The 25677-nt window shown below is 48.4% G+C and carries 18 protein-coding genes; 11 read left to right on the top strand and 7 right to left on the bottom strand.

The window, feature by feature from the left end; all coding sequences use genetic code 11:
• The first annotated feature begins 95 nt into the window (after nt 1–95).
• The 5 genes from H164_RS0101010 to H164_RS0100990 all read left to right on the top strand — a co-directional run bounded on the left by H164_RS0101010 (nt 96) and on the right by H164_RS0100990 (nt 9938).
• Nucleotides 96–3026 (top strand): SusC/RagA family TonB-linked outer membrane protein, encoded by a 2931-nt coding sequence (locus H164_RS0101010; RefSeq protein ID WP_019966907.1) that lies wholly within the window; start codon nt 96–98, stop codon nt 3024–3026.
• Between the two features lie 26 nt (nt 3027–3052).
• Complete coding sequence (locus tag H164_RS0101005; RefSeq protein WP_025829778.1) at nt 3053–4699, top strand: RagB/SusD family nutrient uptake outer membrane protein; 1647 nt, start codon at nt 3053–3055, stop codon at nt 4697–4699.
• A 244-nt stretch (nt 4700–4943) separates the two neighbouring features.
• Nucleotides 4944–7364, top strand: a complete 2421-nt coding sequence (locus H164_RS0101000; RefSeq protein ID WP_019966905.1) for a glycoside hydrolase family 3 C-terminal domain-containing protein — start codon at nt 4944–4946, stop codon at nt 7362–7364.
• 34 nt (nt 7365–7398) lie between these two features.
• Complete coding sequence (locus H164_RS0100995; RefSeq protein ID WP_019966904.1) at nt 7399–8697, top strand: glycosyl hydrolase family 18 protein; 1299 nt, start codon at nt 7399–7401, stop codon at nt 8695–8697.
• Nucleotides 8698–8825: 128 nt separating this feature from the next.
• Nucleotides 8826–9938, top strand: a complete 1113-nt coding sequence (locus H164_RS0100990; RefSeq protein ID WP_019966903.1) for an acyltransferase family protein — start codon at nt 8826–8828, stop codon at nt 9936–9938.
• Nucleotides 9939–10319: 381 nt separating this feature from the next.
• On the opposite strand, the gene H164_RS0100985 is transcribed toward H164_RS0100990, so the two are convergent.
• The 7 genes from H164_RS0100985 to H164_RS0100955 form a co-directional block, all read right to left on the bottom strand.
• Entirely contained in the window at nt 10320–11075 is a 756-nt protein-coding gene (locus tag H164_RS0100985) for an exodeoxyribonuclease III (protein WP_019966902.1), read from the bottom strand.
• The gene (locus H164_RS0100980; RefSeq protein WP_019966901.1) at nt 11072–11701 is read right to left on the bottom strand and encodes a DUF4840 domain-containing protein; all 630 of its coding nucleotides are present in this window, start codon (nt 11699–11701) and stop codon (nt 11072–11074) included. Before H164_RS0100980 ends, H164_RS0100985 begins: the two co-directional genes overlap by 4 nt.
• A 74-nt stretch (nt 11702–11775) precedes the next feature.
• Nucleotides 11776–12369, bottom strand: a complete 594-nt coding sequence (gene folE / locus H164_RS0100975; protein ID WP_025829780.1) for a GTP cyclohydrolase I FolE — start codon at nt 12367–12369, stop codon at nt 11776–11778.
• A gap of 57 nt (nt 12370–12426) precedes the next feature.
• On the bottom strand, nt 12427–13131 hold the full coding sequence (locus H164_RS0100970) for an SPOR domain-containing protein (RefSeq protein ID WP_019966900.1): 705 nt from the start codon (nt 13129–13131) through the stop codon (nt 12427–12429).
• An 85-nt stretch (nt 13132–13216) separates the two neighbouring features.
• Nucleotides 13217–15304 carry a BT_3928 family protein gene (locus H164_RS0100965; RefSeq protein WP_154652088.1) on the bottom strand — a complete coding sequence of 696 codons (2088 nt, stop codon included), beginning with the start codon at nt 15302–15304 and terminating at the stop codon, nt 13217–13219.
• A 7-nt stretch (nt 15305–15311) separates the two neighbouring features.
• Nucleotides 15312–15860 (bottom strand): DUF1599 domain-containing protein, encoded by a 549-nt coding sequence (locus H164_RS0100960; protein WP_019966898.1) that lies wholly within the window; start codon nt 15858–15860, stop codon nt 15312–15314.
• 71 nt (nt 15861–15931) lie between these two features.
• Nucleotides 15932–16339 carry a hypothetical protein gene (locus H164_RS0100955; protein ID WP_008565388.1) on the bottom strand — a complete coding sequence of 136 codons (408 nt, stop codon included), beginning with the start codon at nt 16337–16339 and terminating at the stop codon, nt 15932–15934.
• Between the two features lie 101 nt (nt 16340–16440).
• On the opposite strand from H164_RS0100955, the gene H164_RS0100950 reads away from it, so the two are divergent.
• The 6 genes from H164_RS0100950 to H164_RS0100925 all read left to right on the top strand — a co-directional run bounded on the left by H164_RS0100950 (nt 16441) and on the right by H164_RS0100925 (nt 25641).
• Nucleotides 16441–17895 carry a CCA tRNA nucleotidyltransferase gene (locus tag H164_RS0100950; RefSeq protein ID WP_019966897.1) on the top strand — a complete coding sequence of 485 codons (1455 nt, stop codon included), beginning with the start codon at nt 16441–16443 and terminating at the stop codon, nt 17893–17895.
• A 708-nt stretch (nt 17896–18603) separates the two neighbouring features.
• Nucleotides 18604–18837, top strand: a complete 234-nt coding sequence (locus H164_RS14325) for a DUF4160 domain-containing protein (protein WP_019966896.1) — start codon at nt 18604–18606, stop codon at nt 18835–18837.
• 6 nt (nt 18838–18843) lie between these two features.
• Nucleotides 18844–19101, top strand: a complete 258-nt coding sequence (locus H164_RS0100940; protein WP_019966895.1) for a DUF2442 domain-containing protein — start codon at nt 18844–18846, stop codon at nt 19099–19101.
• A gap of 656 nt (nt 19102–19757) precedes the next feature.
• Complete coding sequence (locus H164_RS0100935) at nt 19758–20957, top strand: efflux RND transporter periplasmic adaptor subunit (RefSeq protein ID WP_019966894.1); 1200 nt, start codon at nt 19758–19760, stop codon at nt 20955–20957.
• Between the two features lie 10 nt (nt 20958–20967).
• A complete protein-coding gene (locus H164_RS0100930) occupies nt 20968–24240 on the top strand; it encodes an efflux RND transporter permease subunit (protein ID WP_019966893.1) in 3273 nt (1090 codons plus the stop codon).
• Nucleotides 24241–25641 (top strand): efflux transporter outer membrane subunit, encoded by a 1401-nt coding sequence (locus tag H164_RS0100925; protein WP_026356190.1) that lies wholly within the window; start codon nt 24241–24243, stop codon nt 25639–25641.
• Nucleotides 25642–25677: the final 36 nt, after the last annotated feature.

The following is a 25677-nucleotide window of genomic DNA, read 5'->3' as shown; positions in this document are numbered from 1 at the left end:
GTACGGAATTATAGACAAATTGTACGGATTTATAAGTTGAAAGCAGGGGTGTCGTCCTATCTTTGTAGCGTAGTTTAACTTTAATCGAAACCAATATGATGAAAAAGAATTTGGTGATGACCTTATTGATGTTGCTCGTTGTGCAGGGTGCTTTCGCTCAGGCATTGCGTGTTGTCACGGGAAAGGTCGTCGATGCGAATGATGGGGCGTTGATAGGCGCCACAGTATCTGTGCCGGGCCGGTCATTGGGCACGGTGACCGGTCTTGATGGGAGCTTCAGTTTGAAGGTTCCCACTGATGTAAAGCTGATCTCGGTCAGTTATTTGGGCTACGAGACACAGTCGGTGAATATCGCCGGAAAGGACGTGGTCAATGTGAAGATGGAAGAGAATAAAAGCATGTTGAACGAGGTGGTTGTCGTGGGCTACGGTGTGCAGCGGCGAAAGGACGTCACGGGTGCTGTGATTTCCGTTAGGACGGATGACTTAAAGAACATGCCTTCGACAAATATCATGCAGTCGTTGCAAGGCAAACTGCCTGGCTTGAACATCACGAACACTTCAAACAGCGAGTCGGATGGTAACAGCGGTCTCTCATATCGTGTACGCGGACAGCGTTCTATCAATCGAGATGCCGCTCCACTGATTATTCTTGATGGAATACAATATAATGGCTTCCTCTCGGAAATCAGTCCTAACGACATTGAATCCATGGAAGTGCTGAAAGATGCTTCTTCGGCAGCAATCTACGGCTCGAAGGCTGCCAACGGTGTTATCCTTATCAACACGAAGAAAGGTGTATCGGGACGTCCTGTTGTTTCGTTTTCGGGAACGATGGCCGTTAGCAATGCCATCAATAAGCCTGATATGATGACGGGCGACCAGTACTTCAAGTTGAATGAAGAGCGCATCGGGCCTAATGCCTTTCTGACCGATCAGCACGACAAGGGAGTGAATACCAACTGGCTCGACCTTGCCTTGCAAACGGGTTTCAAGCAGGATTACAACCTTTCGGTTTCAGGAGGGACAAAAGAAACGCAGTATTTCATATCGGGCAATGCAAGCATGAATAAAGGTGTAGCCCGCAATGATGAGTTCAATCGTTATACGTTGCGTGCTAATATCGACACGAGAATTAATCCGTGGCTAAAGATTGGGACTTCCACTGCACTCACTTACGCCGACCGTCCGGGCAGAAGTGTCAATCTAGTCCGGGCTATGAAGATGAACCCACTGGCAGAACCGTATGATGAAAACGGCAAATTGGTAATGTTTCCCGATGGTAATGATGCCATGGTCGCCAATCCGCTCGATGCCCTCTATGCCAAGCACGAAGATGTAGGAAGGGCTATTAACACGGTGAACTATGCACAGATTGATTTTCCTTTCGTGAAAGGACTTTCATATAAATTCCTCACAGGCTATAACTATCGTACGCGTCTTGTGGAATCTTATCAGCCACGCACCACAGCCGAGGGCAGTCAGAAGAACGGCGTGTCATCGGTGAATAACCAATTCAAGGAAGATTGGTCTATAGAGAACATTCTGAGCTACAACAAGACGTTTGATAAGCATACGCTGTTTCTGACGGCGGTATATAGTGCCAACAAGATGCTCACGAAATATCATAATATATCGGGAACAGGTTTCCCCTCGGACTATCGTGAGTATTATCAGTTTGCTGATGCAACGACGCTTAAGGGCACAGATACCTATATTCAGCGTACAGCAATCGGCCAGATGTTCCGTGCAAACTATAGCTACGACAGTCGCTATCTCTTTACGTTCACGGTGCGTCGCGATGGAGATTCGGCTTTCGGAAAGAACAGTAAGTATGGTGTGTTTCCCTCGTTGGCTTTGGGATGGAACATGGAAAACGAGAAGTTCATGGATAAATTGACATGGCTCGACCATTCGAAGCTGAGACTGTCTTGGGGTAAGAATGGTAATCAGGCTATCGAGCCCTATGATGCCATGGCCACGATGAACTCGCGTCCTTATTTGGATGCAAAAGACCAGCCGGTCATTGGCTATTATTCGAAGAAGCTGGCAGATCCGTCGTTGAGTTGGGAGACAACCGAACAATGGAATATCGGTTGGGACTATTCTTTCTTAAAAGGTCGTCTCTTCGGTAGTTTGGATATCTATTTCTCAAACACCTATGACCTGCTGCTCAATAAGGTCATTCCGCAGATTAACGGTTCCAACAACATCTTGCAGAACATGGGAAAGACACATGGTCATGGCATTGAACTGCAAATCTCAAGTGTGAACATCAGGACCAAGGACTTTACATGGCGCACAGATTTCAATATTTCACATGACCGTAATAAGATTATCGATATCGGTTTGCGTGACGAGCATGGAAATCCAGCTGACAATAAGGCCAATTCTTGGTTTATCGGAAAGCCTATCGGCGTAATTTATGGCTATGAGTTTGCCGGCATCTGGCAGGAAGATGAGGATATTGCCCACTCTTACATGCCGACGGCAAAGCCCGGCGACGTGAAAGTGTTGGATTATAATAAGGATGGGAAAATCACACCCGACGACCGCCATGTCTTTGGTTATAAGACACCAGACTATCGTGTGGGTTTGATGAACACGTTTACCTACAAGAACCTCTCGTTGAGTTTCTTCCTCCATGCGGTACATGGTGTTACCCGTTATACAGAATACAACAACACTTATTTCGAGAAACAGAATATCAGGAACAGGACATGGTGGACACCAGAGAACAAGATTAACACCTATCCGGCCAACCGTTCCGACTCAAACCCCTATGGACTGAATTATTTTGGGAAGACCAATGATGCCTCTTTCATTCGGCTGAGTGATATTTCCCTGTCTTACAGATTCCCTGAACGATTGATTCGTCCGTTGCGGCTTTCCAACTTGGAACTATTTGGGAATGTAAAGAACGTATTTACGATTACGCATTATGTAGGTATGGATCCGGAGCTTTCGGGCGATTATACCACTCCGCCCATGCGTACGTTCTTGTTTGGCGTGAGAGTTAGTCTTTAATGAGATAACGATTAAAAGAAAATGTCATGAAAAAGAAATTTATATTGATAGCAACCTTTGTTGGTCTGCTAATGTCAGGTTGCAGCGACAGTTTTTTAGATGAGGTTGCAAAGGATAAGACCTATGCTGACAACCTTTATACCGACCTGAATGGTTTTAACGCTTCTAAGCATGCACTGCTCAATATGGTGAGAGAGGAGCGCGGAGAAGCTATTCTCTCCATAGAGTTTGGTATGATGTGGAAGGTAGGAACGGACGTAGCATGGGCCAATTCGGAGTTTTCTTGGTCAAGAGGACTAAACCGTTACACCGAAGCCGACCTGAACTCAACCATGCAGTTCCTGAATGGAGAATCCACCGACCCCTCGGCCCATCCCGGCGTATTTCTTGTGATGTATCGTTGCATCAATGCCGCCAACATGTTGATAGATAGGGCAGAGAACAAGGGTGTAGACTGGGGCGGAGCTACTCCGGCAGATAATGAGAAGCGCAAGAACGAAGTCGTTGCGCATGCACGGTTGATTCGTGCTTGGTGTTACCGTCATTTGGCGATGACTTTCGGTGCCGTTCCTATTTCGGAACACGAGATAACGGGTAGCTCTTATCGTGATGACTGGGAGCGTGAACCAGTGGAGAAGGTGCAGGCCTTGATGGAGCAAGACCTTTTGTTTGCGGAAAAATATCTGCCGGAGAAGGCGGATAACGTGACGACACTGTCGAAAGTCGTGGCGCAACACTTCTTGACGGAGCTTTACCTATGGGAAAACCGCAACGAAGATGCCGTCGCAAAGGGTAAGGCTGCGGTGTCTAATCCGAATTATAAGTTGATTACAGCCCGTTATGGCGTGAAGAAGAACCAACCCGGCTGTGCTTTCATGGACCAGTTCTTAGACGGGAACATCTTGACTTCTGAAGGAAACACGGAAGCTTTATGGATTTTACCGAACACGACATTGGACAATACCAACGGCCGCTATCCGAATTCCATGCGGCGCACATGGGTGTCGGAATACAACAAGTTGGGTATTGACTACAAACCCGAATACGGTGGGCGTGGCCTCGGCCGTGCAGCCATCACGGCATGGGTGTTCAGTATTTACGAACCGCAGGACGATCGCTTCAGCGAATATGCCGTTCGCAAGAGCTACGTAGACAAAAAGGGGAACACTGTCGTATGCGACATGGCTGCTTCGAAGATGAAATCGAACAATAACAAATGGGCCAGCACGCGCAAATGGGATTGGACTTTCCCCGAGAAGAACAGATGGAATGACGGATATGCATATTGCAATCAGACATTCCTGCGCTTGGCCGACACCTACCTGCTCTATGCCGAGGCGCTACATAAGACGGGCGACGATGCGGAGGCTGCCAAATATATAAATAAGGTGAGGACGAGGTCGCACGCAACACCGATTACGGCTGCCGACGTGACCTTGGATTATATACTCGACGAGCGTGCCCGTGAACTTGTTACTGAGGAGTATCGTCGCGAAACGCTCATACGGACGGGAAAATTGGTGGAGCGCACGCGCAAATACAATCCGATTGCTGCAGGGACGCGCGACCATGTGCCCGGAATACAGGATTATCAGGTGCTGCTACCTATCCCGCAGGTCATCATCGACGCGAATGTGGGTAAGCCCATGGAGCAGAACCCCGGATATAAATAATCTTTGTCGAAATGTGGAAAAAGCATGTGTCAAGAACTGCGACATACCCCTCTCACTTCATTCCGAGCCGCCTCGGAATGGAGTGAGTGCCGCCTCGGAATGAAATGCGATGCGGCACGGAATTCAAAGGGCAAGGGAGAGGATTCGAAAAAGGTACGTACTTTTTGGGTAAAACGTCCGTACCTTTTTTAAAGAAGGTATATAGTGGTCTTGGCGCACGCTTATTATGCACTTTAATACGAACATGTTAAACAGTAAAAAACATATCGTGCTTTCGCTCTTATCAGTGCTTTCGCTGACGGCTTCTGCACGGCAAAATATCTATCACAAAGGTTGGATAGATTTCAACAAGAATGGGAAAATGGATGTCTATGAGAATCCGTCTGCCCCCATCATGGAACGGGTTTCCGACTTGTTGGCTCAGATGACCACAGAGGAAAAGACCTGTCAGCTGGCCACTCTCTATGGAAGTAAACGCGTCTTGAAGGATTGGGAGCCGACGGCCGCGTGGAAAAACTGTGTCTGGAAAGACGGGATTGCCAACATCGACGAACAGGCAAACGGCATCGGCCGCGGCGGAAGCGAATATTCCTTTCCTTACAAGAAAAGCGTAGGCAACAAGCACGTCATCCAAAAGTGGTTTGTTGAAGAGACCCGGTTAGGTATCCCTGTTGACTTCACGAACGAGGGTATCCGCGGCCTATGCCATGACCGGGCAACTTCCTTTCCGGCGCAATGCGGGCAGGGTGCTACTTGGGACAGGGCTTTGATTCGGCAGATTGCGAATGTGACGGCACAAGAAGCTTCGGTCTTAGGTTATACGAATGTATATGCCCCGATTCTCGATGTGTCACGCGATCCTCGTTGGGGACGTGTCGTTGAGTGCTATAGCGAGAGCCCTTATCTTGCCGGGGAATTAGGGAAGCAGATGGTGTTGGGACTGCAGGAGAACCGCATTGTGTCTACACCAAAACACTTTGCCGTATATAGTTTGCCGGTCGGCGGTCGTGATGAAGGAACTCGGACCGATCCGCATGTTGCCCCGAAAGAGATGAAGACCTTGTTGTTGGAACCATTCCGAAAGGCAATACAAGAGGGTGGGGCATTAGGCGTGATGAGTTCCTATAACGATTATGACGGCGAGCCTATCACGGGAAGTTCCTATTTCCTGACGGAATTGCTGCGCCATCAATGGGGCTTTCATGGCTATGTTGTGTCCGACAGTGAGGCAGTGGAGTTCCTAAGCTCCAAGCACCATGTGGCTGCTAATCGTGAGGAAGGTGCTGCAATGGCAATCAATGCAGGGCTTGATGTGCGTACGAACTTCTCTATGCCCGAGACCTTTATTCTGCCTTTGCGCCAAGCTTTAACAGACGGTTTGGTCTCCATGCAAACCTTGGACGCACGGGTTAAGGACGTGCTGTATGTGAAATTCTGGTTGGGTTTGTTTGATAATCCTTATCGGGGCAATGTGAACGAGGTTGATCAAGTCGTGCATAGTAAGGCGCATCAACAGTTGTCTTTGCGCGCAGCCTTGGAGTCTATTGTCTTGTTGAAGAATGAAAACAATTTGCTACCCTTGTCCAAATCGTTGAAGCGTATCGCTGTCATTGGGCCTAATGCTGATGCCACAACAGCGCATGTGTGTCGTTATGGTCCAGCCAATGCTCCCATACAATCCGTGTTGAATGGAATACGGGAAAGTATGCGGGGCGCAGAGATTCGTTATGCGAAAGGGTGCAGCATTGTAGACAACCATTTCCCGGAGAGTGAACTGTATGAGGTCGCTTTGGACACCACCGAGCAGCGAATGATTGATGAGGCGGTAGAGGTGGCCCGACAATCTGATGTCGCCGTCGTGGTCTTGGGAGGTAGTGAAGAGACTGTTCGTGAGGAGTATTCGCGCACGGATCTTAACCTGATGGGACGGCAGGAGCAATTGCTGCGTGCTGTATATGCCACGGGAAAGCCTGTAGTGCTTGTCTTGTTAGATGGTCGTGCAGCGACAATCAATTGGGCAAACCAATATGTCCCCGCCATTGTTCATGGTTGGTTTCCGGGAGAGTTCACGGGGACGGCTGTGGCTAAGGTGCTCTTTGGCGACTATAATCCCGGTGGAAAGCTCGCGGTCACCTTTCCGAAGTCTGTCGGACAGATACCTTACGCTTTCCCTTTCAAACCCGGTGCCGACTCTAAAGGACCGGTACGTGTAGATGGTGCTTTATATCCTTTCGGTTATGGACTTAGTTATACGACTTTTGCTTATAGTGATTTCCACATCTCCAAACCTGTGATTGGAATTCAAGGTGAGACGGAGGTAAGCTGTAAGGTGCGCAACACGGGACAGCGTGAAGGTGATGAGATAGTGCAACTCTATATACGCGATGATGTCAGTTCCGTAACAACCTATCAAAAGTCCCTGCGTGGTTTTGAACGTATCCACTTGAAGGCAGGAGAGGAAACGACTGTCCACTTTACGTTGACACCACGTGACTTGTCGTTATGGAATAAGCATGAAGAGTTTGTTGTCGAGCCCGGCACGTTTACGATCATGGTAGGGCGTTCGTCGGAGGATATTTGCCTTCATGGCAAGTTGACGGTAGATGCCTATCACGCCTCTTCCGAAGATAAGCCGGCGGCAAAGGCCGACTTGTTGGGTTATTAGAACGAAATTATATGAATAACAAAAGAAAATCAGTATGGAAAAGAAAATGAATGTTGCTCTTTTGGGCTTTCTGCTCATCTTGAACAGTGCTTGTGGCAGTAGTAAGGACGATCCACAGCCGTCAGCACAGAACAGTGGGATAGACAAGGTGGAACTGAATGCCCCCGAGCGTATGGTTGTATTGGCCGACTCTGTCTTGCAACTGAAGGCCGACAAAGCAGCTTCCAACCGTGGATTGACTTTTAAGTGGACTTTGGGCGACAGGGTTGTTTCCACACAGGCTGATGCCAGAATAACCTCGAATACGTTGGGTGAGCAGTCACTTACCTTGGAAGTCAAAGACGGGAAAGGACGTGTGAAGCTTTTCAGCAAGCGTGTGTTCGTGGCCAAGAATCAGGCAAAAGAGGTGTTGGGGTATATTCCTCATTATCGTGACCGCTACGAATTCCAGCATTGGAAAGATAATGTCACCATGCTTTCGTGGGCCTTTGCCCGTGTGAACGACGGTGGAAAGCTCAACATGATGCTTGATGCCGCGCACGAGAAGAGCATGAAAGATGTCATCAGTAAGGCACATCAGGCAGGTATCCGCATGCTGCTTTCCTTGGGAATGGGGCGCAGCGACCAAAAGCCAGCCTTCTCAAAGGCCGTTATTGACGAGAAACAACGTGCCGTTATCGTGAAAGAAGCTTTGACTTTGCTGAGAAAATACGAGTTCGACGGCATTGATGTCGACTTTGAAGGCTGGGACAATGGCATCAGTACCGACCGTGAAAAGGCAAAAGGACTTGGAATGTTGTGGACTGAATTGCGTAGCAAACTGCCCAAGACCTATCTCTTGACGGCTGCACTCAGCATGATACCATTGGAGCAAGGACGCTATACCTCGGAGATGTTGCAGCTGCTCGACTATTGCAACGTGATGACTTATGACAAGACCGGTCCTTGGTCTAAGACTCCCGGGCCACATGCCCCCTATGAGTATTTCAAGAAAGGTATTCAGTTGGTTGTCGACAAGGGCATTTCTAAGTCGAAAATCTTGCCGGGCATCCCTTTCTATGGCATCAAGTTCAAGTCGGCAACAAGTACCGAAGGCGCAGACCAACGGACATGGAAGACCATTCTGGCCACCTATCCCAAGGCGATGTATAATAATGAATGGTTGGAGGAAAACCTTTATTATGACGGTCCCGACAAGATAAGGAAGAAGGTTGGATACGTGAAAGACGAGGGCATTCGTGGCGTGATGATTTGGGAACTTACCGAGGATTATTATGAGGATACCTCCAAAAGCCTCTTGTATATCCTCAATAAAGCCTTGAAGCAGAAGTGAACGCAGCACCCTTGACCGTGAGTGTTTAACACCTGCGCTTGTAAGTGTTTAACACCTGCACTCATGAGTGTTTAACACTCGCACTCATGAGTGTTTAACACCTATAGAATTCATTCAATAACACAATAATGACACAGCAACGTTTGATTTCACTCGACATGCTCCGCGGATTGGCTATGGCCGGCATGATATTGGTGAACAACCCCGGTTCGTGGAGCCACATCTACGTCCCGTTGGAGCATTCCGTATGGAACGGTCTGACGCCCACCGATCTTGTTTTCCCTTTCTTTGTTTTTGCCATGGGCATGGCCATGGGATTTTCTACCAAAGGCTTGACGGCTTCGCGTGCAAGCTATCTCCGTAAGGTGATGAAGCGGAGTGTATTGTTATTCGTGATTGGCCTTTTGCTCACCTTGATAGGGAGGTGGCTGAACACGGGGGAACTCTGCTTTTCGCAGCTTCGTGTCATGGGCGTTCTGCAACGCTTGTCACTGTCTTATTTGGCCGTTGCACTCATCGTGCGGCGTGTCAAGAGTGTTCCGACGATGACGTTCGTGGTCGTTGCCCTGCTTTCAGGCTATTGGCTGCTGTTGATGTTGGGGCATGGTTTCGATTTCTCAGCAAACAATATCGTGGCCATTGTAGATAGGTGGCTGCTTGGTGAGAGCCACCTATACATTGAACACTTGCCCGACGGCACGCCGATTGCGTTCGACCCCGAAGGTCTTCTGAGCACCATTCCCTGTGTGGCACAGGTACTGCTGGGCTATATTTGCAGCCGACTGCTGTACACGTCACAGGAACTACCCCGGCGTATCCTTCGCCTCGCTGTCATCGGTGCATTGTTGCTGCTTTCTGGTTTGTTGCTAAGCTACATGTGTCCGCTGAACAAAAAGATATGGAGTCCAACGTTCGTTATGGTCACTTCGGGCTATGCACTGCTTGCATGGACTGTCATGGCTTGGTTCGCCGACCTCAAGAAGCAGGGCCGCCGGGCCTATCCTTTGGTGGCTTTCGGCAGCAATGCCTTGGTTCTCTATGTCTTTTCGGGCCTTGCACTCAAGCTGCTCGGCCTCGTAAAGATAGGCACATTGCCGTTGCCCGAAGCCTTCTACAACCTCTTGGCCGGCCTGCTGCCCGACAAGTGCATGGCTTCGGCCGTCTTCGGTCTGCTTTATGTGGGTTGCTGTTTCGTGGTGGCGCACGTGCTGTATAAGCGGAGGCTGTTCATCAAGCTCTGAGAGGGGCATGGGGAAGGCCCTGCCGCTTTGCCATGAACTTGATGTGCGCATGCACTTCCTATAGAAGTATCGTTCCTTGATAACCGCACAGCCGGTCCTCTTCTTACTTAGGTTTGCGAATTATCTGCATGCTGATAAATATTTCTCTACACGCTGATAAATATTTCTCTGCATGCTGATAAATATTTCTCTGCATGCAGATAATTCGATAGGGCAAGTATCTATGGCCTCACACTCCTTATAGGAAAGGTCTTGTATTCCTTATATGACGGGCCTTACAGGTATGAGTGCATGATAAAGTGCATGGAAGTGTCTGGCGAGGCACACGAAAAAGTTCCCCCAAGTGGTTCAGACACTTGGGGGAACTTTGTGAACAAGGCTTCAGAGGTCGAGGTCTACTTCAACCGGACAGTGGTCGCTGCCGAATATCTCGTTATGGATGGCGGCTTCTTTGAGCCGTGGTCGCAACCGATCGGAGATGAGAAAGTAGTCGATGCGCCAGCCGGTGTTCTTCTCGCGGGCGCGGAAGCGGTAGCTCCACCAGCTGTATTTGATGGCCTCGGGATAGAGGTTGCGGAACGTATCTGTGAAGCCATTGCCGAGCAGTTGGGTCATCTTGGCCCGCTCTTCGTCTGTGAATCCGGCGTTACGGCGGTTGGTCTTGGGGTTCTTGAGGTCTATTTCCTCGTGCGCCACGTTCATATCGCCGCATACGATGACGGGCTTTCGGGCGTCGAGTCGGTGCAGATAGGCCTGAAAGTCGTCTTCCCACGTCATGCGATAGTCGAGTCTTCGCAGACCGTCTTGCGCATTCGGCGTGTAAACATTGACGAGATAGAAGTCTTCGTATTCAAGCGTGATGACGCGACCTTCGTGGTCGTGCTCGTCGATGCCGATGCCATAAGCCACCGAAAGCGGCTCCTTTCGGGCATAGATTGCCGTGCCGCTGTAGCCTTTCTTGTCGGCATAGTTCCAAAAAGAAGTGTAGCCGGGGAACTGAAGGTCGAGCTGTCCGGCTTGCATCTTGGTCTCTTGAAGGCAGAAGAAGTCGGCATTGAGCGTTTCAAATGTCTGCGCGAAGTCTTTAGAGACGCAGGCACGCAGCCCGTTAACGTTCCATGAAACGAACTTGGTCATGGTCTTTTGGTCTTTGAAAGGAAGATGAAGTAGATGCCGGAAGGCCGGAGTACGTTCTTGTCGGACTTGATTTCGACCGGCGACATGTTCACTTGCAGTTTACTTTTGGTGGGATTATACCAGCAACTCATGGCATTGTTGAAAGTAAGTTGGTGGCTCTGGCTGTCGTAGTTGGCCGTGATGTTTGTCGTGAAATAGTTGGTGAAGCACTGATAGTAGCGTTTGTCTCTGTCTGCGAAGCCCACGGTTGTTATCTTGCTTCTTACAGATTGCGTTGCAGTATGCTTGCGGAGGGCATCTTTCACTTTCTTTCCTTCGGCGTATTCCGTGTTGGTCAAGTAGGCATAAAGGCTGTCAGGGACGTTAGCGATATGGACAATGGTGTCTCGGTCTATCGTAACCGTAACGTTTTCTACAGAGTCTGTGGCCTTGTAAAGCCGGCCCGATTGCTCGTAAACGGCATAAAGGTTGCCTTGATAGGTGCCTTTGAAGGCATTGAAAATCATTTTTGCTTCTTCCGGAGTGATGTTTTGTTCGTCGTTGTCACTGCTTAGGCAGGAAGAAAGCGCTGTGATGGCCGCAACGATGCAGAGCAAGGTGCAGGCGAGGTTACGTGTTTTTTTCATATTCGTCGTTTTTATTGTGGTTCGATAGGGGCAAGGTGAGTGGGGCTTTAGGCCGCTTTCCCGCCGTTGAATGCTTAAATTCGTTTGGATTCGCCACGCAGAAGGCTCATGAATTCCTGCCGGGTGGTGAGGTCGTTGAACACACCGCTGAAGTCGCTCGTGGTGGTGATGGCGTTCTGTTTCTCCACGCCACGCATCTGCATGCACATGTGTTTGGCCTCGATTACGACCATGACGCCCTGCGGTTTGAGCGTCTGCTGAATGCAGTCCTTGATTTGTTGGGTCAGTCGTTCCTGCACTTGAAGGCGATGACTGAAGATGTCTACCACGCGGGCCACCTTGCTTAGGCCTGTGATGTAGCCGTTTGGAATGTAGGCCACGTGGCATTTTCCATAGAAAGGCAGCAGATGGTGCTCGCAAAGCGAGAACACATCGATGTCCTTGACGATGACCATTTGGTTGTAATCTTCCTTGAACAGTGCGTCGGTGAGCACCTTATGCGGGTCTTGCGTGTAGCCGCGCGTCAGTATCTGCATGGCTTTTGCCACGCGCATCGGCGTCTTTTCCAATCCTTCTCTTTGTGCGTCTTCTCCCAAGAGCGTGAGGATATGCCTGTAATGTGTGGCGAGGTCGTCGAGACCGTCGCGGAATTCGTTTTCCGGGTTCATAGCTGTTGAGTTGTCTGTATCATTGTTCTGTCCCTTGTTTTGTGCCATATGGGGAATTTAATCCTGCACGATTATCTTTCCTCTGACGATGCAGGCTTGCCGATAGCCCAATGCTTTTACCTTCCGCAGCATGGTTTCAGCCTCTTCAAAGCTGCGATAGTTGCCCACACGGCATATCCAATGGGGCGAATAGAAGTGGACATAGACCGGCTGGTCGGGGTATTTCATCTTGATAGCCGTACTGGCTTGTTCGGCTTTCTGCCTGTCCAAGCGAGAGTTTCCACCCGAAAAAGCCTGCACACGGTAGCCTGTTATCTTATGACTTCCACGCATCACCTTCTTCCGCATATCGATGGTTGGAATGTCAAGTTCGCCTTCTTCCTGTTGTTTTTTTACAGGTTCGGTCTTTGCTGCGGATGTTTCGTGTCTCTCCATAGGCTTCTCCGTGGGTTCAACCTTGTTTGTGGTAGTCTTGGTCGAGTCGCCGGTGAGGATATGTTGGGGCTTTTTGTTTTCTTTCTTCGTGGGGTCGGTCTTGCCGATTGCCGTTTCCTTCTTTACAATCTCTTTCTTCGGTTCGGTCGTTGCCGGTGTTTTCTTTGGCTGATTGCCATTGATGAGTTCGTCGATTTCCTTGCTCTGCGTGACGGTTACGGTGCCTTGTCCCAGCACATTCTTTCTTAAATGGTCGAGAAAAGTCTGGGCATGGGCAGGCATTGCCATAGCAATTGCTACACAGAAGAGCCAAGCGAACTTTTTCATTTTCTTGCGTTTGATATTAAATATTGGAAAGCCGGAACTTCCCGAAAGGGCTTTTTCTCCGGCTTTCCAATTCTTTCTCGTTGGTTTACTTCTTCCAAGCGTCGATGATACCCTTGAAGTCAGCAGTCTTCAGTGAAGCGCCACCGATCAGACCACCGTCGATATTCGGCTTAGAGAACAGCTCCGGAGCATTTGATGCCTTGCAGCTTCCACCGTAAAGGATAGAGGTTTCCTCGGCAACTTCCTTGCCATACTTCTCTGCAACAATAGAACGAATGTAGCAAAGCATCTCTTCTGCCTGATCGGAAGTAGCGGTCTTGCCGGTTCCGATGGCCCAGATTGGCTCGTAAGCCAGTATGATGTTCTTCCACTCTTCGGCTGTCAAGTTAAACACACTGCCGTCGAGTTCGGCCTTAACGACAGCGTTCTGACGGTTCGATTCGCGCTCTTCAAGCGTCTCACCACAGCAGAATATAATCTTCAAACCATGTTTTAAAGCCTGCTGAACCTTCTCTTTCAGGATCTCAACAGTCTCGCCATAATATTGTCGACGCTCTGAATGACCGAGGATAACATACTGCGCTCCGGTGCTTTTTACCATCTCTGCGGACACTTCTCCCGTGTAAGCTCCCTTCTCTTTGTCGGCACAATTCTCGGCACCGAGACCCACTTTGTTGGCGTCAAGCACTTGGGCAACGCTTGCCAAATGGATAAACGGCGTGCAAATCACTACGTCGCAGTTGGGCTTTTCAGCCGCCAATGCCTCGTTGATTTCCTTTGCCAATGCAACACCTTCTTGCAGGTTGAGGTTCATTTTCCAGTTACCTGCTACGATTTTCTTTCTCATTTTATTTTCCTTTTGATTAAAGAGTTGATATAATTTGGTTTTGTTTTTCTTTTCTTTCAGCCTCACCCACTTGCTCCAAGCCCATAGACGGTCGGCCAAGGTCAGCAGGAACAGCGGCAGAATGAACCACAGAACGATTTTCAATATCTTGCCCGGAACGCTGTTTTTCGGCATCTTTCCCAATGTAGACTGTGTGATAGGCCGTGAAAGTTCGGCTCCCGGCAGGTCATTATGGCTCCATTTGTTGATGATAGTTCCGTCTTTGAGCAGCAAAAGTCCGGGATTACTGCGCACAATTGTCTTGAGTGTGGTCGCGTCGGTCATATAGAACGGGTATTCAGCTCCCGTGATATCGATCCACCGTTTGATGCCTTTTGCAGTGCTTGCCGTCAGACAATAGAACGGAATATCATGTTGTCCGGCATACTCATAGAGCTGGTCTATGTCGCCGAAGTTGCTGTCGTCGGCTTGCTCCAAGTGCGGTGCAATGAGCAAAAATGTGTATCCTTTGCGTCCAAGTATCTTTTTCGTGAGGTCTTCTCCCGTCTTGTTATCCTCGATGGTGAAGTCATGTATGGGCGGAACATAGCCTTCGCTGACTTGCACGGTCTTGCTGTCAACGAACTTCCATGTGGAGTCCGGATAGTCGTTCAAGGTGAATTCCTTTCGCTGTCCGTCCTTTTCCATGATGAAAGTTGTCTCGAACTGCGGTCGTGGTGCACCTTTTGGAATCTGCATTCCTTGCAGAATATTCACGCCGATATGGTAAGGTCGGAAGTCGAACAGCGGCAGATAGTAAAGGCTCAGTCCGCTGCTGACGAGGATAAACAGGGCCGTATAGTTGATAACAATCCACTGGTTGCTCTCCGAGATAAAGCGGAACATCGCCAAAGGCTTCCGTGCTACGATGATTGAACAACCCAAAAGCACGATGTTCTTTACGAAGGTTTCCGTGTTAGTGAGCCGCAGTGCATCGCCGAAACAACCGCAGTCTTTCACCGGATCGGCTATAACCAGCCACAAACTTACCAGCGTCATGACTGCCATAAAAGCCACGATGAGCCTCGAACAGAGGCGACGTTGAATGGCAAAGAGCAGGAAGATGCCCATGCAGAACTCAACGGCTGCGAGCAAAACCGCTATGGCGAGCAACAGCCAATCGGGTACAATGCCTTGCAAATGCACGGCCTCCGAATAGTCTTGCAGCTTATACAGCGTGCCAATCGGGTCGATGGCCTTCACGAAACCCGAGAAGATGAACGTCAGTGCCACGATGATTCGGCAGAGATTGACCGTTACTTTCTGCATTCGATGGTCTGCGCTCATTTGCTTTCTATTTGTTTTCGGCCAGTTTGATGGCCCCGAATACGGCATAATTGATGATGTCCATGTAGTTGGCATCAATGCCTTCGGATACCAAGGTCTGCCCTTTGAGGTCTTCAATTTCCTTTATTCGCTCTATCTTCGTAAGGATAAAGTCGGTGTAACTGCTGACGCGCATGTCTCTCCAAACCTCGTCATAGTCGTGGTTTTTCTTCAACATGAGTTCCAAAGCAGCCTTTGCATGCTTGTCATAGAGGCGAAGTGCTTCGTCAGGATTGATGTCCACGGCATCTACGAACCCTCGTTCAAGCTGGATAAGTCCGATGATTCCGTAGTTGATCAAGCCGATGAACTCGGGCCGTATGCCCTCACCAACGAGGGATTTCTGCTTGATTTCGAGCGATCGGATACGTTTTGCTTTGATGAAAAGCTGGTCGGTCAGGGACGACGGACGCAGAATTCGCCATGAAGCTCCATAGTCATGGAGTTTCTTACAGAACAGCTCACGGCATTCATCTATCGTGTTCTTAAACTGTTTCTCTGTGTTCAAGTTGTTCATAAGTTATGACTTATGATTGCAAAGTTACTTATTTCCCATGAAACAGCCAAATTTTTGGTCTTCAGGTTGGGCTAAGGATGCTGCTGACGGTAGCGAATCATTCGCACAACACCACACATTGCTTCATATCTTGCCCTTAAAGAATCACATTTGGCACGCAGGATATTACGCTCATACAGCGCACGTTTGCCTTCAAGGGACTGAAGCGTTGCCTGCAAAAGAGAGTCGGTTTGCGCCACGTCGGCCTGTGCCATCTTCAGCGAAGCGTCCTGCCATATTTTTAAAGCTGCCCTGCGTGACGCCACAGCTTCAGGGAAACTCTTGCGCAATTCCATGATAGAATCGAGCGTCTGGCGGTAGTTTCCGGCTTTGTAAAGCGCCTCTATCTGCCCCAACAGCGGTGCGGCTTTCTCGTCTTGTGTCTCAGAACAGCCGCAAAGGGAGGTCATGAAAGCGAGCAGCCAAAAGTATTTCTTCATGCTGCAAAAATATAAAAATCTACCTGAAATGGCTCTTCCTGCCGCTAATTTTTAGTAACTTTGCACGCAATTTAGGGCAAGTTAAGAGAAATTAAGCAACAATGAGAAAGCTAACCGACGCCGATTTGGCGCGTCTCCTTGATGAAGATACATTCCATCTGATTGCAGATGAGGCCGATAAATTGGGACTTGAGTGTTATGTCGTGGGCGGCTATGTGCGCGATTTGTTCCTCGAACGCCCGTCAAATGATATCGATGTGGTCGTTGTCGGCAGCGGAATACAAGTGGCAAGCGCACTGAAAAGCCGGTTAGGCAAGCGGGCTCACCTCTCGGTTTTCCGCAACTTCGGCACGGCGCAGGTGAAATACCGTGGCTTGGAAGTGGAGTTCGTGGGCGCACGCAAGGAGAGTTACAGCCACGATTCGCGCAAACCGCACGTTGAAGACGGCACCCTTGAGGACGATCAGAACCGCCGTGACTTCACCATCAACGCGCTTGCAGTGTGCTTGAACAAGGAACGTTTCGGCCAACTTGTCGATCCTTTCGACGGAGTTTACGACATAGAAGACGGCATTATTCGTACGCCACTCGACCCGGATATCACGTTTTCCGATGATCCTTTGCGCATGTTGCGTTGCATTCGCTTTGCCACGCAGTTGAATTTCTTTATAGAAGACGAAACATTTGAGGCGCTTCAGCGTAATGCCGAGCGCATTAAAATCGTCAGTGGAGAGCGTATTGCCGACGAAATCAACAAGATCATGCTGACCAAAACGCCCAGCAAAGGTTTTATAGACCTTTATCGTTGTGGACTGCTTCAGCTGATCATGCCTGAGTTGGTGGCCTTAGATGTGGTGGAAACCCGCAATGGTCGCGCCCATAAAAACAACTTTTATCACACCTTGGAAGTGCTCGATAACCTCTGTAAGGCGCAATCTGGCAGCGGAAAGTTGGGCGAAATGGTACTTTGGTTGCGCTGGGCTGCCTTGTTGCATGACATCGGTAAGCCGCGTAGCAAGCGTTGGGACAACGTTATTGGCTGGACTTTCCACAACCATAATTACGTGGGTGCGAAGATGATTCCAGGCATCTTCCGTCGCATGAAGCTGCCGATGGACAACAAAATGAAGTATGTTCAGAAGCTGGTAGACCTGCATATGCGACCCATAGTCATAGCAGATGACGAGGTGACCGACAGTGCCGTGCGTCGCTTAATGAATGATGCAGGCGATGATATCGACGACTTAATGATGCTATGCGAGGCCGATATAACGAGCAAGAACCAAGTGCGAAAGCAGCGATTCCTTGATAATTTCCGCATTGTCCGCGCGAAAATAGCCGACTTGAAAGTGCGCGATTACAAGCGACTCCTGCAACCTTGCATCGATGGTAACGAAATCATGGAACTCTTCCACCTTGGTCCTTGCCGCGAAGTCGGGCAGTTGAAGCAGGCGTTAAAGGACGCTGTGCTCGACAATAAGGTTGAAAACGAGCGTGAACCACTGATGAAATTGCTCTTGGAAAAGGCCAAAAGCATGGGGTTGGTGAGCAAGTAGGAGTCTCATTTCCCTTACCCGTTGCGTCAAACCTTGGATAACGTTATGGCGAAATATCCGAATTAATCGGTTCTCTTAAAGAAAAGGCGCTTGAAAGTCAGTATTGTACAAACGGTAGTGCATAAAACCAAGAAAGGCAGATCATATAGAACAGCCTTTAAAAAAGGCCAATGAAGCCGATAGAGAAAGAAGTATGAGGGGATATATGCACTTAGGATACCGGCACAAAAGCAATACATAAAAGGTACAGGCTCCTTGGTTAGCCTGATTTCTTTGCCGCAATGATTGCACGTTGTGGCGTAGTTTGTGCCGCGATAGAAATAACGTAGGCACCGTTTGAGGGCTATCTTTCGATGGCAATATGGGCATTCTCGGTTCTTCATGCTCCTATGTTGTTAGATAAAGTCTTACGGTTATTTGCCGATTCTCATGTTGCAAATATACCCTGTTACGTAGAAAACAAACGAAGATTTGTTTAAAAAACATTAATTCGCTGAATATCGGTGCCTTTCAAACGACGTTTCGAAACATCATCATGCAGCATAAGGCGCATCATTTCATTCTGTTTTCAGTGTCATCTCATGGAGACTTTACCGCAGTATCCATGAAAAGGGCATTCGTTTGCTTGCAAATATCAATTTAAAACACGATATTTGCCTTGTGATAAATAATGAAAAAGGAGCGGTATGCCAGAGATAAGTCGATTTTATGGATTATTATCTAATGTATATAGCAGACCATAACCCTCCACATTTCCATGTTTGGTATGATGATTATAAAGCAACAATGACCATAACTGATGGAATAATCACCGGTTCTTTGCCTCGTAGGGCTATTAAAATGGTGTATGAATGGCTTGATTTGCACAAGGATGGATTAATGGAAAACTGGAAACGGCGCTCTAATCATGAAGCTGCTAACAAGATAGAACCCTTAAAATAAACGATAATGAAACAGCAAAAGGAAGCTCAACTACTGACGGTTACGGCTGCAGTGTACGTAACTGGCAACACACTTCGCATCACTTTCAGCAACGGAGAGGAGCGGTTGCTCGACTTCACTCCGCTGATGCAGCAAGGAATTTGCCGAAAATTGCAGGATAAAAACTATTTCAAATCGTTCACATTAGACCCGTTTACGATTGATTGGAACAACGAAATAGGTTTTGCGCCCGAGTATCTTTACGAGCAAAGTGTGCGCTTATAAGGGGCGTTGTCGGTTTCTTTACGCCGCTGTTTTGTAAATTTTATGGACCAAAAACGGGCTGTTTCATCCGTACCATCTGGAGAAGGAGAGGTCGAAAAAGGACTGTTTTCGAGCGTTTCTTTGTGCGTTGCTTCGCTATCTGGGCTGTTTTTGCATGCAAAGTGGCTGGTTTTGTGCGGCTGAATGGCTGAAATGACGGACTGAAACGGCTGGTTTTAGCGTGTCATTTCATTCATCTTGCATGTTTTGTTGCGTTATTTTGTGTTGTGATTTACAGTAAAACGAATAACTGTTTGGTTCATAGTGCATTGCAAAGTGGCCTGAAATGTGCATATTTTCAGCGAAATTGCTGCCCGTTTTGAATATCGAAATCCTATGAAGTGCTTTGTAAATAATTTTATAGACTTTATTCTGTTTCCGAAACAGCCTTATTCGTATTGCTTCGTCACCCGTTTTTGGCCGGTTACAGCATAAGAATTGTTAAAAAGAAGGCTCGTATGAAACCATGAAAGGAATTAATTCGTAAATTTGCCTCGCTAAAACTATTTGAGAATATAGGGTTTTCTGAATGGGTTTACAATGGAATAGGATAACCATTTGCATGTATGACCATGCTAAGATAGATAAATTAAAATAAGAATTTAATATATATAGGTATGAAAATGAAGAAAAGTTTGTTTGTAACGGCGGTCGCTGTCTCGCTTACGGCTTGTAGCGGAGGAGGCGGAATGCCTAATTTTGGGAACGATGAGTACCCTGTTGAGACGATAGGTACGAACAGTGCATCGTTGCAATCCACCTATCCTGCGACCATAAGAGGCATTCAGGACGTGCAAGTGAGGCCGAAAGTGTCGGGCTTTATCACGAAAGTTTATGTGCATGAAGGGCAGGCAGTGAAAGCCGGTCAAGTGCTTTTTGCCATCGATAGTGAGACATATCGGGCCGCAGTTCGGCAGGCTCAAGCCGGCGTTAACACTGCTCGTGCACAGTTAAACACGGCGCGTTTGACTTACGAAAACAATAAAAAACTGTTCGATAAGCATGTGATTGGGCAGTTTGAATTGGCCACTGCGCAGAACAGTTTCACCACAGCTCAGGCCTCATTAGCGCAAGCTGAGGCTTCATTGGCATCTGCAAAGGAGACCTTAAGCTGGTGTTTAGTGAAGAGTCCTGCCGCAGGAGTGGTGGGCAGTTTGCCTTATAAAGCAGGCGCATTAGTCAGTGCTTCGTCGCCAGATCCATTGACTACGGTTTCTGATGTCAGTACGGTTGAGGTGTTCTTCTCCATGTCCGAGCGTGACATTTTGGGGCTTACAAAGACCGCAGGTAGCGTAGGTGAGGCGCTGAAAGAGATGCCTTCGGTGAAGCTTTTGCTTGCCGATGGGACCGTATATGGCCACCCCGGGAAGGTAGTAAAGATGAGTGGGGTGATTGATGCGGCCACGGGTGCCTATTCAATCATTGCACATTTCGCCAATCCGGAGCGTTTGTTGAAGAGTGGGGGAGCTGGTCAGATCGTGATACCTCGCACAAACAGCAACGCAATCGTCATTCCGCAAGAGGCCACAGCGTCTGTCCAAAACAAGTTATTTGTATATAAAGTGGGCAAAGACAACAAGGTAAACTACTCCGAAATCAAGGTAGATCCGCAGAATGATGGCAATACTTACATCGTTACAAGCGGACTTTCGGTAGGCGATCGCATTGTGGTTAAGGGCCTGACAAAGCTGACTGACAAGATGAAAATCACACCGGTGACGCTCGCAGCCTATCAAAAGAGCATTGATGATGCTGCTAAACTCGGTGCAAAACAAAGCTCGGCAAGTGGCTTTGTGGGTGCAATGACAGGAAAATAAAAGAAGAACTATGACATTTACAAACTTTATCAAGCGCCCGGTATTATCGACGGTGATATCAATCTTCTTCGTCTTGCTGGGTACTATAGGTCTGGTTTCGCTGCCAATTGAGCAATATCCGGACATCGCACCGCCTACCATATCGGTGATGACTACCTATACGGGAGCCGATGCACAGACGGTTTTGAACTCTGTTATTACGCCGTTGGAGGAGAGTATCAATGGTGTGGAGAACATGACCTATATGTCTTCGACCGCCACCAATGCGGGAATGGCGATGATTACCGTGTATTTCAAGCAGGGATCTGATGCGAATATGGCGGCTGTCAACGTGCAGAACCGTGTCCAACAGGCTCAGGCTTTGTTGCCAGCTGAGGTGACTCGCGTGGGTGTTACGGTCTCCAAGCGACAGTCTTCCAATGTAATCATGTATTCATTGACCACGGAAGACGGTCGATATGATGGGCAATTCCTGACCAACTACAACAATATTAATATCGTTCCTCTGCTGAAACGTATCAAAGGTGTAGGTGATGTTCAGACGCCGGGAACAGAGACTTATTCCATGAGAATATGGTTGAAGCCCGACAAAATGAAGCAGTATGGCCTCGTTCCTTCAGATATTATGGGTGTATTGGCAGAGCAAAATATCGAAGCAGCCCCCGGTTCTTTGGGTGAAAATGGGTCAGTTGCCTACGAATATGCATTGAGATATAAAGGTCGTTTGAAGAGTGCTACGGAGTTCGAGAACATACTTTTGACCAGTTCAACGACTGGTCAGACATTGCAATTAAAGGACATTGCCAAGGTAGAATTAGGCTCATTGATGTACAATGTGAAGCTGAATAACAACGGACAGCCTGCAGTTTTGGGTATGGTTAACCAGATTGCAGGTTCCAATGCGACCGATATTGCCACGGATGTAAAGGCAGCTTTGAAAGAAGCCAGCAAGAGTTTCCCTCCCGGAATGGAGTATACCATCGAACAAGATACCACGGAATTCCTCTTTGCTTCCATTGAAGAAGTGATCGTAACGCTGTTCATTACGTTGGCATTGGTGTTCTTTGTGGTCTACATTTTCCTACAGGATATGCGCTCGACACTGATACCTTTGATTGCTGTTCCAGTGGCATTGATTGGTACTTTCTTCTTCCTTTGGGTCTTCGGCTTCTCGATCAACCTGCTTGTTCTGTCGGCCTTGCTGTTGGCTATCGCTATTGTTGTGGACGATGCCATTGTAGTTGTCGAGGCTGTTCACGCCAAATTAGACCAAGGTTACAAGGATGCTATGAGCGCATCTATTGATGCCATGAACGAAATATCGGGCGCAATCATTTCCATTACCTTAGTAATGGCGGCCGTGTTTGTGCCGGTTTCCTTCCTTGGAGGAACGTCCGGAACCTTCTATCGCGAGTTCGGTGTGACGATGGCGCTATCGATTGTCATCTCAGCCCTCAATGCTTTGACGCTCTCTCCGGCTTTGTGTGCTATCCTGTTGAAGCCACATGACGAAGAAAAAGACGAGACCAACAAGAACTTCGTACGTCGTTTCCATAGCAATTTCAACCGTGTTTTCGACAAAACAACAGAGAAATATAAGAAAGGTGTCACCCGTATCATCAATCATAAGCTATGGGCTTCGCTTGCTGTTGCAGTGGGAATAGTGGCTTTGGTCATTACAATGGCGACCACAAAAACAGGGCTTGTGCCCAATGAAGATACGGGAACGCTGTTCATAATGATATCGGCTAATCCCGGAACAAGCCAGGAACGAACGGTTGAAATCGTTAACGAAGTAGATAAGATGCTGGCAAGTAATCCTGCCATTCAGCGGCGCGAAGCGATTATTGGCTATAACTTCATTGCCGGACAAGGGTCGGATCAGGCTACTTTCATCATCAAGTTGAAGCCTTTTGATGAGCGTTCCGGTGGCTTCTTCACCCGTATCAAGAATGCGATTTCACAGGGTGATCTGATGGCTTTGTTTGTAAATCCGTTGGAAGCCAATTCTGTTTTGGGTATGATTTACAAGCAAACGGCTTCTATTAAAGATGCCCAAATCTTGGCATTTGGCCCTCCTATGGTTCCGGGTTTCTCTGTTCAGAATGGTATTACGATGACCATGCAGGACAAAACTGGTGGAGATTTGAATAAGTTCTTCACCATAACGCAGGACTTCCTCAAGGAGTTGAACAAGCGACCTGAGGTTCAAAAGGCCATGACAACATATAATCCAAACTATCCACAGTACATGGTTGACGTAGATGTTGCTAAGACAAAGCAAGCCGGAATCTCCCCAACTGTGGTGTTATCTACGTTACAAGGCTACCTTGGAGGAATGTATGCGTCTAACTTCAACGCCTATGGTAAGCTCTATCGTGTGATGATTCAGGCCGCACCTAACGACAGATTACGTCCCGAACAGCTGAGTAATATCTACGTACGCACAGCAAGTGGAAAGATGTCTCCAGTCTCTGAGTTCTGCAGTTTAAGGCGTGTTTACGGCCCATCCAACATTGCTCGCTTCAATTTGTTCACGGCTATTAATGTCAGTGTGACCAATGCTACAGGCTATTCTACAGGACAAGCCATGGAAGCTATAGCCGAAGTGGCAAAGAATACGCTGCCCCAAGGCTATGGATATGAGTATTCCGGACTGACAAGATCAGAAGCCGAAAGCAGCAATACCACGGCCATTGTGCTCGTGCTCTGCGTGATTTTCGTCTATTTGATCTTGAGTGCGCAGTACGAAAGCTATATTCTTCCGTTGTCAGTACTGCTCTCTATCCCGTTCGGATTGGCCGGAGCGTTCCTCTTTACGCAGCTTTTTGGCCACTCCAACGACATCTATATGCAGATTTCGCTCATCATGTTGATTGGTCTTTTGGCCAAGAATGCCATCTTGATCGTACAGTTTGCGCTTGAAAGACGACGCACCGGAATGGCCATTAAGTATAGTGCTATCCTCGGAGCTGCGGCACGTTTGCGTCCGATTTTGATGACTTCACTGGCCATGGTCATTGGTCTTCTGCCGTTGATGTTCGCAAGTGGCGTCGGAAAGAACGGTAACCAAACCCTCGGAGCAGCTGCCGTCGGCGGTATGTTGATTGGTACCTTGTGCCAAATCTTCGTCGTTCCGGCTTTGTTTGTGGCTTTCCAATGGTTGCAGGAGAAGTTTACTCCGCTGAAGTTTGAAGACGAATTGAACGAGGAAGCAGCTACCGAACTAGCGCAATATGCCCATAGTAACGGTGCTGTAACCCCACAAAAACATAACATCTGAATGATAATGAAAACGAATAAAACGCTATTGCTCATGGCATTTGCAACCATCTTGCTGACGGGTTGCAAAAGCCTTTACGGCAAATATGAGCGTCCCGAGGTCAACACTTCAGGCTTGTTCCGCGACGCTATGGCCGATCGTGACACGCTGGCTGTCAGAGATACGTCAAGTTTCGCCAACATTCCGTGGCGCAAAGTCTTTACCGATCCGCAGTTACAAGGGCTCATCGAGAAGGGATTGGCCCACAATCCGAATCTCCTCAACGCTGCTTTAAGCGTGCAGATGGCCGAGGCTCAGCTCAAAGCTGCCAAGCTTTCGTTCCTCCCTTCGTTTGCTTTTACGCCCCAAGGCACTATCTCTTCGTGGGACGGAAACCCCGCATCGAAGATTTATAGCCTGCCCGTTAACGCAAGCTGGAACGTGGATTTGTTCGGAACCTTGCTCTCTTCGAAACGCTCGGCACAGGTGGCAATGCTGCAAAGCAAGGACTATCAGGTGTCGGTTCAGACCAAGTTGATTGCCAACATCGCCAATATGTACTACACATTGCTGATGCTTGACAAGCAAATGGAGCTGGTGACAGACATGGAAAAGCTGACGAAAGACACCTGGGACATCATGCTTTTGCAGAAAGATGCAGTCATCGGAGTGCGCTCAACGGCTGTCCAAAGGGCCGAATCCAACTACTATTCGGTGCTTACTCAAAAGGTGGATATCAAGCGACAGCTACGGGAAACCGAGAATGCCCTTTCGCTTTTGATAGGCCAACAGGCCCAAACAGTGAGCCGAGGCAAACTCGAAGACCAGCGTCTTCCGACCGAATTCTCTACCGGAGTGGGTGTTCAACTGCTCAAAAACCGGGCAGATGTGCATGCTGCCGAGATGGCTTTGGCCCAGTGTTTCTATAATGTGGAGACCGCACGTAGCCGATTTTACCCCGGACTTAACATCAATGCTGTCGGTGCTTTCACCAATAATAGCGGCATGGGTATCGTGAATCCGGGCAAATGGTTGCTCACTGCGGTGGGTTCTCTCACGCAACCTATCTTCCAAAATGGCCGACTTGTGGCTGGCTTAAAGGTAGCCAAAGCTCAATATGAGCAGGCATATAACACTTGGCAGAACGCTATTCTGTCGGCCGGAAGCGAGGTAAGTAACGCCTTGGTGCAGTATAACAGTGCCGAAGAAAAGTCGAAAGTAGAGGCCAAACAGATTGAGGTGCTCCGCAAAAACGTGGACGACACCAAGGATTTGATGGCCAGTGCAGGCAGCACTTACCTTGAAGTCATCACCGCACAGAGCACTCTTCTCAACGTCGAACTCTCCAAAGTGGCCGACGATTTCAGCAAGATGCAGGCCGTGGTCAACCTCTACAGTGCTTTAGGAGGAGGAGCTAAGTAATGCGAAATGAGGAATATGGAATATCAACTTCACATT

Origin of the sequence: Segatella maculosa DSM 19339 = JCM 15638 (assembly GCF_000382385.1) — a bacterium.
GTDB lineage: Bacteria > Bacteroidota > Bacteroidia > Bacteroidales > Bacteroidaceae > Prevotella > Prevotella maculosa.
Note: the sequence above shows the minus strand (reverse complement) of the source record. Positions and strands in the feature narration are given on the sequence as shown.